9 protein-coding genes and 1 pseudogene are annotated in these 14,905 nt (G+C 54.9%); all 10 read right to left on the bottom strand.

All coding sequences use genetic code 11. The features are described 5' to 3' along the window. Positions 1 to 104 precede the first annotated feature (104 nt). The 10 genes and pseudogenes from E8F20_RS02425 to E8F20_RS02380 all read right to left on the bottom strand — a co-directional run bounded on the left by E8F20_RS02425 (position 105) and on the right by E8F20_RS02380 (position 14,853). The gene (locus tag E8F20_RS02425) at positions 105 to 2,621 is read right to left on the bottom strand and encodes a LuxR C-terminal-related transcriptional regulator (protein ID WP_280282268.1); all 2,517 of its coding nucleotides are present in this window, start codon (positions 2,619 to 2,621) and stop codon (positions 105 to 107) included. Between the two features lie 264 nt (positions 2,622 to 2,885). Beyond that, positions 2,886 to 3,110: pseudogene (locus E8F20_RS02420) on the bottom strand (DNA polymerase V subunit UmuC); the annotation flags it as partial. A 464-nt stretch (positions 3,111 to 3,574) separates the two neighbouring features. Further along, positions 3,575 to 4,111, bottom strand: coding sequence for a 2-amino-4-hydroxy-6-hydroxymethyldihydropteridine diphosphokinase (gene folK / locus E8F20_RS02415; protein WP_280282267.1), 537 nt, complete (start codon positions 4,109 to 4,111; stop codon positions 3,575 to 3,577). Between the two features lie 8 nt (positions 4,112 to 4,119). After that, complete coding sequence (gene folD, locus E8F20_RS02410; RefSeq protein ID WP_280282266.1) at positions 4,120 to 4,989, bottom strand: bifunctional methylenetetrahydrofolate dehydrogenase/methenyltetrahydrofolate cyclohydrolase FolD; 870 nt, start codon at positions 4,987 to 4,989, stop codon at positions 4,120 to 4,122. A gap of 14 nt (positions 4,990 to 5,003) precedes the next feature. After that, positions 5,004 to 5,879, bottom strand: a complete 876-nt coding sequence (gene purU / locus E8F20_RS02405; RefSeq protein WP_280282264.1) for a formyltetrahydrofolate deformylase — start codon at positions 5,877 to 5,879, stop codon at positions 5,004 to 5,006. Positions 5,880 to 5,947: 68 nt separating this feature from the next. Next, a complete protein-coding gene (locus E8F20_RS02400) occupies positions 5,948 to 7,102 on the bottom strand; it encodes an epoxide hydrolase (RefSeq protein WP_280282263.1) in 1,155 nt (384 codons plus the stop codon). A 161-nt stretch (positions 7,103 to 7,263) separates the two neighbouring features. Next, on the bottom strand, positions 7,264 to 8,646 hold the full coding sequence (locus E8F20_RS02395) for a hypothetical protein (protein ID WP_280282262.1): 1,383 nt from the start codon (positions 8,644 to 8,646) through the stop codon (positions 7,264 to 7,266). Positions 8,647 to 9,324: 678 nt separating this feature from the next. Continuing rightward, entirely contained in the window at positions 9,325 to 11,355 is a 2,031-nt protein-coding gene (locus E8F20_RS02390; protein ID WP_280282261.1) for a methyl-accepting chemotaxis protein, read from the bottom strand. A 166-nt stretch (positions 11,356 to 11,521) separates the two neighbouring features. Continuing rightward, positions 11,522 to 12,313, bottom strand: coding sequence for a hypothetical protein (locus E8F20_RS02385; RefSeq protein ID WP_280282260.1), 792 nt, complete (start codon positions 12,311 to 12,313; stop codon positions 11,522 to 11,524). Positions 12,314 to 12,432: 119 nt separating this feature from the next. Then, entirely contained in the window at positions 12,433 to 14,853 is a 2,421-nt protein-coding gene (locus E8F20_RS02380; RefSeq protein WP_280282259.1) for an MMPL family transporter, read from the bottom strand. Positions 14,854 to 14,905 lie beyond the last annotated feature (52 nt).

Raw genomic sequence — 14,905 nt, 5'->3', positions numbered from 1 at the left:
GGTCGAACTGACGAGCGTTGTAGCAGTCGCGCGCCGGCGAGCGCGTCCAACCGAGGGTGGATTTACGGGTGGAGACGGTGGAGCCCAGGTGGAGTACGCCCCACTCAGTGATCCAGAAACTTCAGGCGCCGCGCCGCCTGCAGGGCCGTCTCGCGGTCGGTGGCATCCAGCTTGCGAAAGAGTTTGTTGATGTGGGTCTTCACCGTACTCAGGCCAATGAACAACCCCTCCGCGATCTGCTGGTTACCCTGTCCACGGGCCATACGCCGCAGCACGTCCTGCTCACGACGGGTCAGGGGCTCGACCAGCATCTCATGCACGCCCTCCCCCGCCAGCAATCCCGGCAGCCAGGTCGTCAGTTGCTCGCGAGGCGGCAGCGGTTCTAGCCCGGTCTGGCGACGGTGCTGCGGATTGAACAGCTGGCGCAGCTCCTCCCGCAGACCGCGACCTTCCCGGTGAAGCAATTGGCCAAAACCGTAGCGCACCGCCAGTTGCAGTGCCTGTTCAAGGCTCGCTTCCATCTCGGTCCGACGTTTCAGGTCCAAGTGCAGAGTGGCCTCCAGCAGATGCCATTGAAGCTGCAGCAGCAGGTTGCCCTCCACCAAGGCATGGCGCAGCGATTCGTCGGCAATACGCGCCGCCACCTCATGCTGCCCCAGGTGCCGCTGGACCCAAGCGTAGGCCAGATGCTCTTCCGGCATCACCTCGGCATAGTGGCGACGGCACCAGTGCCACTCTTCCAGCCAGGCGAGAATGAACTCTTCGTCGTGCTCACCGACCGCCAGCTGTACGCGTCCAGCCCCAGCCAGTCGATACAGGCCGAACAGTTGGTAGTGGCGAGCCAAGCGCCGCGCTTCATCCCAGCGGCGGCGCGCCTGTTCTACATCTCCCCGGGCTTCCGCCAGACAGGCCTGGTGGTGCAGGACCCAGGGAAGCGCCGCGCAGTGCACCACATCGAGTGCAAGGGCTTCTGCCTGCGCCAGGCGCTGTGCCGCCGCCTCGAACTGGTTGCGTTGCAGCAGCACCAGTCCCTGGCCCAGATGCAGGTAGAGGTCGTAGAAATTCTGCGGGACGCTGACTGGAAGCTCCTGGGCCAGCCCCAGGAAGCGCTGCTCCGCCTCAGCCAGTTGGCCACGGCTCAGCTCGATCTGCACAAGCAGCAGGTGCAGGCTGTTGGTGTAGCCACGGAAACCCAGCGTGGTCAGCTCCTCCAGAGCCGCCGTGGCGCAGCGATGCGCCTCTTCCGATCGACCCAGGGCGAACAGGCAGCTGGCCTGATTGAACTGCAGTACCGCGCTTGCCGCATTCTGCTGCGGATACTGCTGCAGTGCCTCGGTCACCAGTCGCAGGCCGTGGTTGAAATTCCCGCCAAGCACCGCAAGCCGACTGCGCAGAAAGGCCACCGTCTGGTAAGAGCGCTCGGGGCGGTGAAGGGGCGCCGTCTCGCTGCGCAGCAGACGTTGCAGACGCAGCAGGCAGTTGCGTGCGCGGGCGATGTCGTTCGTGGCGATAACCGTGCTGGCTTCGGTAATCGCCAGGGTCAAGTGATCGCTGTCCTGCTCGGGCAGGACAGCCAGGAAATCAACGATGGAGCCGATCCGACCCTGGCGCAGCAAGTCAAAGCTGTGTTGCTCGACTACCGCCAGGAGGCGGTTGTACTCACGTGCCCGCCCCAGTTGCTGAACAGCCTCCGCATAGCGCCTGTTGTCCAGCAGCCAGTCGGCCGCCTTCCGGTGCAGCGTCTGCAGCACTTCCGGGGGGCGGCCCTGCAATCGCAGGTAACCGGTGCCGCGCACTGCCGGGTGGTAACGGTAGGTCGGGCGTTCGTCCGGACGCTGCGAGGTCAACAGGTCCCGACGCTGCAGTCGGCGGATGGCCTCGTCGGCCCGGGCATTGTCGCTGAGCTGAGCGGCCAGCCGCTCATCGAACGAGCCCACTACCGATGTGCACTCAATGAATCGCACCAGTTCCACCGGCAGATCAGCCAACAACGACTCCTCCAGGAAGCTTGCGACATGCGTCGTCATCCGCGCCTTTATGCGCTCCGGACTGAACCCGGGCTCCTCTGCATAAGCTGCCAGCCCCAGCAGTACGGCACTGATCCAACCCTCGCTGCTAGCCCGTAGCCAGTAGATGGCGTCGGCACCCAGGCTTAACCCACGCGCTTGGGCCAGCGCCTCGATCTGAGCGCTATCTAGAGACAGATCAGCCGCCCCCAGCAACTGCAAGCGCTGATCGCGGCGCAACTGACTGATAGCCAGCGCCGGCAGACCCTGGCTCGCGCCCACCAGATGCAGAGTCGAAGGGCCGAATTCCAGCAATTCGTTCAGATAGCCACAGGTGCCACGCGCCCGCAGGTGATGGAGATCGTCGAGGAATAGTGTGAAGCGTTCCGTGCGTTGCTCCAGGTTATTGACGATCACGCCCCAAAGCGCTTCCTCGGAAGCAGCCGACGGCTCGGGCGATATCCCCAGTGCCGCCGCCAGATGAGCCAGGAACACGTGCGGCTGGTTGTCGGCCGTGGCGCAGCGCAACCAGGCCCAGGGCCCCTTCAGGCCGGCGGCATACTGCGCCATGAGGATGCTCTTGCCATAACCCAGCGGAGCACTTAGCAGACTCAACCTGCAAGCGCCTTGTCCCGCTTCCTGCAACCGCTTCAGTAGCGGCAGGAGCACTACCTCGCCGGTCGGAAGCGAAGGAGGCCTGAGCCGCCCTGGGTTCAGCACCGGGACAGGCATCATCAGGGCCGCGATTGATCTGCTGGAATGGTTAGGCAATGCCGGAGTTCCTAGTATCGATGGCGTTCTTATTCAACCTGAAAGGCGCACATCTGGTCGATCTGTCCCTGAAGGAGAGCTACGAATCGTCACGATCACGCCGTCCGGCCGAACTGTCCTCGTCCCCCACCGCGCATTGATCTCATCCATCACCGCCATGGCCTTGCTGGCCCGCTCCGGTTGGGCGGCCGCAAATAGGTCACCGGTGAACTCGCCAGGCTGGCGTAGATCCAAGAGCAGTACTTCGGCCTTGCTGAAGGCGAAGCCGACCCGAAAGACCAGCTTCAGTCCCTCGCAGGCAGCCCTGGTGATCAGTCGTGTTTCTTCGGTGGGGGCACTCGCGCCAAGCAAAGCCTTGCCATCGTTATCGATCAGCTGGGGAAGTCTCAACTACCGTACTGGACACCCTGATTCCGGCCGCACACGGTGACCGGCAGCTAATGGCCGATTCTGTTGAAAAAGTCGGTGTTGGCCAGAGTCGTCTGTCCATAGCCCCAAAAGCGGCTGATTTGCGCGTTGCTACGTGAAATCCAAGGCAGTTCTGCCCCGGAAAATGGCTCAGATTTCAGCGTAAGCAATGCACTTTTGTGGGCAGAAATCTCGAAGGGAGTTTTTCAACAGAATCGGCCGTTTGCAGTTCTTCGCAGCGCCCCTTTCACCACTTGCTAAAGCCATTGGCTACCAGCGCTAGGCAAATCGGGCATCGCGCCGGACGATGCTTACTCGTGGTGAACTGGAATGACCGAGACAACAACACTGACATCCCGCCAAGTCAAAAAAGGCGAGCAGCAATGTGCTTACAGGAAAGATTTATCACAGGATATTCTCTTACCATTCCACTCAAAATTCACTTTCCGTATTAATGGCAAGTCATGCCCATAAAGCAGCCATAAATCCTCATACGTCTTTTCTGAGTTTTTATGCACCAAATTAGGACTCAGCTCCGCCATAGGAGCCAACACATAAGCGTTCTCGACCATCTCCGGACGAGGCAATTGCACACGACCGAATAATCCGCACATACCATCAAATAGCAAAATATCAATATCAAGGCGCCGAGAGCGCTTAACAATATCATTATCAGCACGACCAAAGTCACTTTCTATAGCACGGAGAATAGAAACAACTTGAGCGAGAGATAACTCCGTCAAGACCTTGACTACCATATTCAAAAAAGGAGGACCGTCGAATCCTACAGCCTCGCTAAAATAGACTGATGAACTATCGAGAATATTAAAAATCTCCTCAAGACGGTCCAATCCTGCAGAGAGAGACTCCCTTGGCAGAACGTTAGATCCAAGACTTAAATAAACGGTATGCAATTCACCCGTCATTATATAAATCAATCACCAAGAGGTTTGGCAAGTCTCTTTGCTGCGGTGAGAGTGTTATACATAAGGCAAGCAATTGTCATCGGACCAACCCCACCAGGAACCGGAGTAAGCGCACCCGCAACTTCTGCCACTTCATTATAGTCGACATCACCGCACAACAAGCTTTTACCACCCTCTTCGATGCGATTTATACCGACATCAATGACCGTAGCTCCCGGTTTAACCCAGTTGGCCTTGATCAACTTCGGGCGACCAACGGCAGCAACTAAAATATCCGCCTGACGGCAAACCTCTGGCAAGTTTTTGGTCTTTGAATGAGCGATGGTAACTGTGCAATTTTTTTTCAGTAGCAGGCTAGCCATCGGTTTTCCGACGATATTAGAACGCCCTACAATTACTGCACGCAAACCATCCAGCGGCCCAAGGGTGTCCTCAAGTAGCATCAAAGACCCAAGAGGAGTGCATGGTATCATCCCCTCCTTGCCGACAGAGAGTGCACCTACGTTCTCAATATGAAAGCCATCGACATCCTTGGCTGGATCGATCGCTGCAATCACCGCTTCTTCATCAATTTGACGAGGAAGTGGTAACTGAACCAGAACACCATGAACGTCTCTGTCCTTATTGAGGCTATCAATCAACTCCAATAGCTCAGCCTGTCCAGTAGCAACAGGCAATCGGTATTCTAGAGAGCGGATGCCAACCTCTTCACAGCGCCTCACTTTATTACGTACATAAACATGGCTCGCAGGATCATCTCCTACCAATACAACTGCAATGCTTGGATAGAGCCCAGTCGATGCTTTTAGCGCCGCAATCTCAACCTGGAGTGAAGCGCATAACTTATCGGCAAACAGCTTGCCATCAATTACTTTCATTTGCGCCCCGAAACTCAACTACCAAGGAAAATAACAGTTTTATTGTCGTCCAAGAAAACACGGCGCTCGATATGCCACTTGACCGCCGAGGCCAATGCATAACACTCGTTCTCTCGACCCACACGTGCCAGTTGCTCAGGCTTATAGTTATGATCAACTCGAGCCACTACTTGCTCGATAATTGGCCCCTCGTCCAGATCGGAAGTCACATAATGAGCAGTTGCGCCAATTAGCTTAACACCGCGCTCGAAAGCCTGATGGTATGGCCGGGCGCCTTTGAATCCAGGCAGGAACGAGTGGTGAATATTAATACACTTACCTGACAGCTCGCGACTTAGATTGTCGGAAAGAATTTGCATGTAACGTGCAAGAATTACCAACTCAGCATCAGTTTCGCTCACGATGTCGAGCAAGCGAGCTTCTTGAGCAGGTTTATTATCCTTATCAACAGGCAGATGAACAAAGCGAATGCCTTCGCGTTCAACCATACCTCGCAGATCTTGATGATTGGAGATGACGGCAACAATCTCCAAGTTGAGCTCACCTTTTTTGTAGCGATAGAGCAAATCATTCAGGCAGTGATCAAACTTCGAAACCATGATTACCGTTTTAACAGGCTCAACGGCATCATAGAACCGCCATGTCATGCCATATTTCTCAGAAACCTCAACAAACTCTTCACGCATCTGGCCAATGGAAATATCTTGGTTTTCCATCCTAAACACGGCGCGCATGAAAAACTTTTCAGTTGTTTCATCATCAAACTGTTCGACCGCACAAATATAGCAACCTCTGTCTGCAAGGAATGTTGAAATTGCCGCCAAAATTCCTGTCCCGGCCTTGCAACTAACATTCAATATAAAAGTGGATTCTTGAGATTTATAAGCCATGTAATCACCTAAATTTTATGTTTTATCAGAACCACAGCCATCCTACCCACACATAGCTGCAACTATATTCAAGAGCCAAAAGAAAAATCTGAACTCCGCAAACCGGAGAAGAATTCACGCAAATCCTCAGCCACCAAGACTGGCTCCTCCCACTCCAGGAAATGTCCACCAGATTCGCATACGGAATAACTGACAACGTTATAAAACCGGTCAGCCCACTCTCGTGGCGCATGCGGGAACATATCTTTGGAGCCATGATAGAAAGCGACTGGGACAGCTCTACAATCCTGGTTGGAATAGTCTTCCCTACAGAACTCATAATAAATTCGAACAGATGAAGCTATCGTCTGCGTAACCCAGTAGAGAGTGATATTGGTCAGGAGCTCATCTTTGGTAAATCGCCTAGACAAATCCCCATCCACTCCGGCCCAACGTTGAAATTTCTCTAGAATCCATGCCAGCAAACCCACTGGCGAGTCATTAAGCCCATAAGCAAGAGTTTGAGGCTTTGTCATATGCTGGAGGCAGTAGGACATCTCTTCTTGCCATACCAAGTTATTTTTCTTGATATATTCCGCCTCTGCTTCCGACGCATTAGCTGGCACTTCACACGGTCCCGGCATGATGATTTCTGCCAGATGCGCGCCTATTACTCTCTCTGCATAATCACTGCACAACCAGTCTGTAATCAGCTTCCCTATGTCCCCCCCGCGGACCCCATATCGTTGATAACCAAGAACGCTAGTCATCAACAGATTCAAAGCACGAGCTGCGCGCCTGGTTCCATATCCACTTACTGCCGGCTTTCCTGAGAAGCCATACCCTGGCAACGATGGGATCACAATATCGAAAGAGAGGCTTTCGCTATTTGTATTAATGATTTCCTGTGCCAGCTGGAGCAGCTGTACAAAACTACTCGGCCAACCATGCAGCAGCAGCAAAGGAACAGCATTAGGAAATTGGCTTTTGTGGTGTATGAAGTGCACTTCAACGCCATCAACCTCTGACGTATAGTGATTCCAACCATTCAGAATGGCTTCCTGCTTACGCCAATCAAAATCGTCACGCCAGTAACTTATATACTCTCTAACAACATCAATATCAGCACCGTACAACCATTGCGATTCTTTAATCGCATCTACCCATCTAGTGCCAATTAGCCGTTGCTTCAAGTCATTTATCACTACCTGAGGCACACAAATTTCATAGGGTATCGGATTCATGAAGAACTCCCCCCACAACTTCCACTAAGCGAACAGAAATAACTGGAATGACATACAATCCACGGCTGGAAAAACGGTGGCATAAATGCCACCGTCATGGATTTCATACAAAAACATTCTGGCCCTAGGAATAGACCTGACCTAGAACTAGATTATTTTTATCAATCCATCGTACCAACGGGGATCAGGCTGGTATCTACCTTCTGATTCCGACATTCATTGAAGTACGGGTATCGCGCTACCTTAGCACGCACTTTCTTCTGCCGGGTACCTGGCTCCCCCCAAAGGACCCAGACATCCGTACCTTCGTTTAGGTACGCTTCATCAATCGAGCAGAGCGATATCATTTCCCGATAGAACCAGGACACCATACGACCGCTACTGACACCTACTTGCTCTCCCTTATCATTCAAAACCCAATCAGCTGGATATATACCTCCAAAAGCCAGATCTTCAGGGCTAGAAATATCCTTATAAGGTACTGGATCTCCCAATTGCGAGCGATGGATATCGAGAATATCCTCTTTGTTCCACTCCAGAGTTACCATCTGACGCGACGACTTTGCCTTAAGCTCTTCAACTGCCTTCTTCCCAACAAACTCGTGATCCATATTAATGGTCTTACCCCAACCCAACTCAATTGGGTTTCGGTAACGAGCTGCGAAATCTTGACCTACGCTACCAGACAAAGAATCTTTAACAATTTCGGGGTCACAAAGGAACCCAATTTCGCGCTCACGGAGCCATGCAGCAAACTCTTTGTGCTCAAACCAAGGAAGGGGGAAATCGAGATAGGCTTGTGGAAACCCATTCTCCCAATGGGTCATGTTGTAGGCAGGGGTACCCAATCGCTTCAAACCGTACTTTACGCCAGCTTTGAGAATCTGCTCGTAAACAGGAATGGCATCCTCTACATTCCCATGAACCTCATAAGCCAGGGAGCCAGCCATACCGACGCGCAGGATCATTACATCTCGACCTGCAATCTTACTCATTCGATGGTGAATGAATTTGATGTCGTGCAAGTTCTCACCGCTAGCGGCGTCCAAAACCTGCAAGCAGGTCGGGCCGCCCAGCTGGAACATAAATACCTTGCCGGTAACATCTTCACCCTGGACATCCAGCTCGCTATTTTCTACGCAATATTGCAACCAAGGATTCATCCAGTAAGTGATGAAATCCTCTTCGCGGCGAACCAGCAAGCCATCGACCATGATCCGCCCTTGCTCGTCCAGCATAATGCCGTGCTTAGCGAATCCAACTGGGAATTTTTCAAATGAATTCCCGCAATATTTCTTGAGAAATTCAATAGAGTCCGCCCCCCAGAAGCGGTAGGTCGGGGAGGGATTGAGATTTGCGTGAATGTAACTAGAGTCATGCCAAGAAAGAGACTCATCTCTCCATCCGGTGTACTCAAGCGGCTGCAAGCCCGCAAGAATAGGATTGGAGGCATAGGATACGAAATGCACCATATGGCTGGTAACAGACCGCTCATCGACAGGGATTACTGGGCTGGGACCAAATGTTTTTGTATGCTTAGCCATAAAATTTCTCTTATTTTTGCCAATAACTAATGAAAGCCGCGAATCCTACGGGCCGTACATTTGTGTGGTATTTTCTATAACTCAGCACCAATCTATGGGCCGCTTAGAAGTACGATATCCAGCGCGACTCGATATCTCCAATACCTTATTCTCCGCCACCTCATACCCGAAAGGTATCGAGATCTACGCATCCTCATACGGAAATTAGAGCAATTAGCTATTAATTCTGAGAGTCATCCAGCAATAGTTATGCAGCAAGTTTCCGAATTAAATCCAAGACTTGACCAAGAACACGGCTCAGTTGGTCACGCTGTCGAATCGGTGGATAACGCGCAGGCATTTGCCGGCCAATTCGGGAGAGAGGCGCCTGTGAAATGCAGAAGCCCGGGAGCCCCTCAGGCTTTGGATGAATCAGCCGGCTGTCGCTGTCATTAGGGGCATTGAGCAGACTATCGTCGGATTAGCACGAGCTTGCGCGGAGCCTCCATAGGCCTGGCAGCCTGAAGAACGCTCCGCTGGTTGATGCTCAGCCATCTGCCTCGCTCTAGCCGGGCTGCGCGAGGCAACGCACGAGGCATTGATCGAGACCGGCTGCCGAAAAGTCACCGGGCTAACCCATAGGCACAGTCAATGGTTCGGTGACATCCGGGCTACAAAAAGCGATGCCCGCCCAACAGATCAGACACGAAAAGCGCTAATAAGCTCCTTCAGCCGCGCCACCTGGCCAGACAGATGGCGGCTGGCCTGCTCAGTCTGCACGGCACCTTCGGCAGTAAGCTCGCCGGCCTGGTTGATCTCGACGATGTTCATGTCGATATCGTGAGCCACAGCGGTCTGCTGCTCCGCGGCGGCGGCGATCTGCTGGTTCTGATCAACGATCATGCCAACCGCGCCGAGTATGTTATCCAGCGCTTGCTGCACCTGACTCGACTGGCTGACCGTGCTTTCGACCCTTTGATGGCTGCCGTTCATGGCGATCACGGTAGCGCCCACGCCACTCTGCAGACGGGCGATCATCTGCTCAATCTCCTCGGTGGACTGATGGGTGCGCTTAGCCAGGTTACGCACTTCATCGGCCACGACGGCGAAACCGCGGCCCTGCTCGCCGGCCCGCGCTGCCTCGATGGCAGCGTTGAGCGCCAGCAGATTGGTCTGCCCAGCGATCTCCTTGATCACGTCCAACACCTGGCTGATCGAGGCACTGTCGGCGGCCAGTTGGTTAATCACGCTCACCGACTGGTCGATCTCACTGGCCAGACGCTGGATACTGTCGACCTGCGACCTGACCATGGCACGGCCGCTCACGGTCTCCTCGTTGACGCTCTGCGCGCTACCCACTGCCGCGGCGGCGCTGCGCGCCACCTCCTGAGCGGTGGTGGACATCTCGTTCATTGCCGTGGCCACCTGCTCGATCTGCCCGCGTTGGGCACTCACTGCCTGGCTGCTCTCACCGGACACCAGTTCGACGCGGTCGGCCTGGCGCTCTACCTCAATGACGGTCTGGCCGACCAACTCGATCAGGTCGCGGATCTTCGCCACGGTGCTATTGAACACCGCGCCCAGCTCGCCCAGCTCGTCGCTGCTTTGCACGTTAACCTGCACCGTCATGTCGCCGCCAGCGACCTGGCCGAGAGTCACAGCAAACCCCTTGAGCGTGGCGAGAGTGGAAACGTAAAAGCCGCCGTAGAGGTAAACGATGGACAGGAACAGCACCACCAGGGCAACTACGAGTACGATCATCTGCAGGCGCTTCTGCTCCAGGCGGTGGCTCAGCTCCTGCTCGAGGAAACCAAGCACGCCAACGTTCAGCGCATAGGTCTTGTCGATGGCAGCGCTGGTCTCGTCGTAGAAGCCCATCCAGGGAGTATTCAGGCTGTCGGCCGTAAGCAACTGTCCCTCAAGCACCTTGGCGATGTCGGTCAAGCTACGGTGGCTGGCTTCGGCAACTCCGCCCAAGGCGCTTTTAGCCTGGACATTGCCCTCAAGTACGCCCTGCAGCTTGAAACCATATTCAGCATGCAGCTTTTCCAGTTCCAGTAGCAGATCGTCGAGCTTGGTGATGTCGGAAGCGCCGAGGATGCCCTGGCCCAGGGAGTAGGAGCCGAGGGCACGGCCCTTGCTGATGCCACGCGTTACCGGCTGGCTTGTGCTGGTTAATAGCTCGCTGATCTGGCGTACGCTCAGATCACCGTCCTGACTGAGTCCGGACTCACTGGCAATGAGCTTGATGAACAACTCGGAATTATCCAGCGCCTTGGTCACCAAGCTGGCCTTGCTCCGCAGGGACGATTCTGCTGCTACCGCGTCCAGAGTGGTCTTGATTACCTCGCGCTGGTCGTTGAACTCCTCGGTTGCCTGAGCATCGCTGCTAGGCGGTTCGAGCGCGCCCAAGGTCTCGGCGATGCCCTTCTCCAAAGGAGTGATCAAGGCGATGATCGTCGGCGCGTGATCTGACTCGGCGAGCACAGCATTGATCTCGTAGAGATCGCTGAGACGCTCCAGCTGTTGGCGCAGCTGCTGGCCCTGCTTGAGCAGCGCCAGGCTCTGCAGCTCGGTACGCGTATCGACGAAAGCGTCATAGGACTCGCGCACCAGGAGATAGTTGGTGACCAGCATGGGCAGGAAGAACAGCACACTGATCAGACTGAACTTCATGCCGAAGCTCATGCGGTTCATCAGGTTGATGGCAGGGTAAAACACGCTATTCAATTGACGTCTCCTGTTGCCGTGATTGTTGTACGCCAATCGGCAGCCGGCTGACCTGTTGATACGGCAAGGCAGCGGTATTTTGCTTCTAGGGATCGGCTGAAAAGCCGCGTCTTTCTGACGGACTTCAGCGTCCATTAGCCGGGAGAAATGCCGGTGCTATGGCAACTCAAGGAGCGGTTTGTCCGGCCAACTCATCGAGCTTTGCAATGACCGATCCCAGGTAAAACGCCGCGCTCCCGGACACCGCCTTGTAGTTGTTACCGAGCAGGTGACCACGGGCGAAACGGAACACACGATGCTGGTCAGCCAGAACCTCGGCATGCTCGGGCAGCTGCACTTTGAGCGCCTCGAACAGCTCATTGATTCGCTGGTCTTTGGCCTCGGCATCTTGAGCCTCATAGGCCACCGAGTACTCACCGACAACTCGCGTGATGCGCGCCTGGTTAGCGATCAACAAATCCCCAATGCGCTCGCTCAATTCCCGCAACATCAAGCGAGCTTGGGAGAGCTCGGGGCTCGAGTCTGCATAAGCACTGGCAACAGCTTTCTTCATCTCGGCATCTGCATCCATCAGGCCTATGAGAAGGTCTGGATAGCTGACCGAATGATCCGTGGCTCCAGCTTCCAGTTGGGGAAGGAGCGCGCTCATCTCCGCGACGGGGCCCTGCAGCGATTGCGGATAACCCAACGCCTCCACCAATTGTTGTAGGGCCTGGTAGTTCTTCTGATAGGCATCAAGGCTACGCGGATCGCTCATACGATTTTCGGCCCCGTAGTAGATCAGGGCATGGGTGGCGATTAGCAGTGACGACGAACGGACCTTTTGGTACAGGGCCTGCGTATTCGCCTGCGCGCATGCAATGGCAGGCACGATGAGAATCAGAAGAACAGCAATGCAAATCCGCATAGGGTGGATACCACCCCTTTTTGGAGGGGGCAGAGTATTGGTGCGATCCATGTCAGGCGGGCCTTTCTTGTTTTTTATTGTGGGCGACGTGTCGTCAGAACGAGAGGATGACGCGGTTTGAAAAGCCCGCAGCGCGCGTCCATCCACCTCACTCGCGCGGCGGGAAACGGTTAGCTCCTTGCCCTGCTGACCTCGTCAGGCGCTTTGTCGAAGAGCTTCCTGGGGAGCAGGAAATGAGCTAAGGCCGGCAGCAGAATCAAGGCTCCAAGCATGTTCACCACGAACATGAAAGCCAGCAATATGCCCATGTCTGCCTGGAACTTGATGGGCGAGAAGACCCAAGTTGCCACTGCAGCCGCGAGTGTGACACCTGTGAGCATCACCACCTTCCCGGTGAACAGCAGGGATCGGTAATAGGCCAGTGAAAGCGAGTCCCCAGCACGCAGCCTTGTCAGGGTTACGCTCAGTACATACAGGGCATAGTCGATGCCGATTCCTACGCCCAGTGCGATCACTGGAAGCGTTGCAACCTTTACCCCCATGCCAAGGCCAACCATAAGCGCCTCACATAGAATCGAGGTGAGTACCAGAGGCAGCACTGCGGTTAGTACCGCACGCCAAGAGCGGAAGGTCACCCAGCAAAGAATGATCACTGCCCCATAGACCCAGAAAAGCATTTCTCGCATCGCCTTTTTCACGACGATATTGGTTGCGGCCTCGATACCCGCGCTCCCAGCCGCCAGCATGAACTTCGCATTGCCGAGATCGTTTTCAGCGATGAAGGATTCCGTGGCATCTACGACCTGAGTCAAGGTGTCTGCCTTGTGGTCGGTCAGGTAGACGTACAACGACAACAGCGAGCAGTCCTGGTTGAAGAGCTCACGAGATGCGCGCCCCTGAACTGTCCCCAAAGCGCTGTCATTGGGAATCAGTTCGTACCATTTGTAGCTGCCTTCGTTGTAGCCGGAGGTGGCAATCTTGCTGAATGATGCCATGGAGTTGGTGGACTCAACGCCCGGGAGCTGTTCCAGTTTCCAGGCCAGCGCATCGACAGCGGACAGTGTCGAGTAATGAGTGCATTGGTCCTCGCCCGTCTTGATCATCACCACAAAGATGTCGGTGCTGGCAGCATAATTTTGCGTCATGAACGCCGCATCACGGTTGTAGCGTGAATCGGATCGAAGCTCAGGTGCGCCTGGATCCAAGTCCCCCACTTTCAGATTGAGACTGACGACGAAGCCGAATACCGCCAGGCAGAAACCCAGTATGCACACTGGAGTAGCCCAGGACCGGCGAGTGAACAGATCCAGGAAAGCCCAGACCGGATGCTTGCTCTTCGAAGTCAGTTCCTCGCTCTCGGCCGCCAGGCTGCGTGCGGCAGCCTTCTTGCTCACTCCGATGTAGCTGAGCAGTACCGGCAGCAGGATGAGGTTGGTGAAAATAAGGACCGCGACACCGATGCTTGCAGTAATGGCCAGATCCTGGATTACCTGAATCTGGATGACGATGAGCACTGCGAACCCAACGGCATCACAAAGCAATGCGGTAAGACCCGCGGCAAACAACCGGCGGAAGGTATAGCGCGCCGCGATGATGCGGTGAAGGCCGCGGCCAATATCCTGCATGATGCCATTCATCTTCTGCGCGCCATGGCTCATGCCAATGGAGAACACCAGGAACGGCACCAGAATCGAGTATGGGTCCAGTTCGTAGCCCAGGATGGTGAGTAGCCCCAACTGCCACAGCACCGCAATCAGTGAGCACGATACGACAATCAGCGTGCTGCGAACGCAGCGGGTGTACCAGTAGAGGATAACGATGGTGATGGCCACAGCGACAACGAAAAACATCATCACCTGCGTAAGACCTTCGATCAGGTCACCAAGAATCTTGGTGAAGCCGGTGATGTGAATCTGGATATCGTCGGTCTGATATTTTGCGCGGATCTCCTCTAGCTGCCGAGAGAACTGGCCGTAATCAAGGGGCTTTCCGGTTTCCGGATTGATATCCAAGAGCGGCACATAGATTACGCTGGACTTGAAGTTGCCAGCCACCAACTGACCGATTTCACCCGAGCGAGCTACGTTCTGACGGATCTGTTCCAGACTCTCGGGCGAACCATCGTAAGTCGCAGGAATGACAGTGTCGCCGTCAAGCCCGTCTTCGGTCACGGCCAGCCAGCGAGTGCTGGGCGTCCACAGCGACTTCATGTAGGGCTTCTCGACGCCCGGCAGCAGATAGATCTCGTCGTTGATCTTGGCCAACGTATCGAGATAGGTCTTGTCGAAGATGCTGTCTTTCTTTGTGGAAATCGCCACTCGAATAGAGTTGCCAATCCCGCTCAGGTCCTTGCGATTCTCCAGGAAATTGACCACATAGGGATGGTTGGTCGGAATGGCCTTTTCGAAGCTGGCATTCAGCCGGATACCCAATGCCTGGTACGCCAAGAGAGCAGTTGCCAGCGCGCACAGCAGGATCACCAGCAGTCGATGGTTGAAAATGGCTCGCTCAACGAGGCCGCCTGACTTGGTGTCAAAGTCCTCAAGGGACGCCACTATGTCTTTATTTTGTGCAGCGATATCAATGGTCACGGGATGCCCCTAATCTGACGAAGTGAATGACCGTGAATGGCGGAGACGATGC

It is taken from the genome of Pseudomonas sp. BN415 (genome assembly GCF_029871195.1).
Taxonomy (GTDB): Bacteria; Pseudomonadota; Gammaproteobacteria; order Pseudomonadales; family Pseudomonadaceae; genus Metapseudomonas; species Metapseudomonas resinovorans.
Note: the sequence above shows the minus strand (reverse complement) of the source record. Positions and strands in the feature narration are given on the sequence as shown.

What these genes read in the sequence shown, in the direction of transcription:
- folK (WP_280282267.1), bottom strand. Translation starts at nt 4,111, where the DNA reads ATGACGGGTGAATTGCATACCGTTTATTTAAGTCTTGGATCTAACGTT.
- folD (WP_280282266.1), bottom strand. Translation starts at nt 4,989, where the DNA reads ATGAAAGTAATTGATGGCAAGCTGTTTGCCGATAAGTTATGCGCTTCA.
- purU (WP_280282264.1), bottom strand. Translation starts at nt 5,879, where the DNA reads ATGGCTTATAAATCTCAAGAATCCACTTTTATATTGAATGTTAGTTGC.
- E8F20_RS02400 (WP_280282263.1), bottom strand. Translation starts at nt 7,102, where the DNA reads ATGAATCCGATACCCTATGAAATTTGTGTGCCTCAGGTAGTGATAAAT.
- E8F20_RS02395 (WP_280282262.1), bottom strand. Translation starts at nt 8,646, where the DNA reads ATGGCTAAGCATACAAAAACATTTGGTCCCAGCCCAGTAATCCCTGTC.
- E8F20_RS02385 (WP_280282260.1), bottom strand. Translation starts at nt 12,313, where the DNA reads ATGGATCGCACCAATACTCTGCCCCCTCCAAAAAGGGGTGGTATCCAC.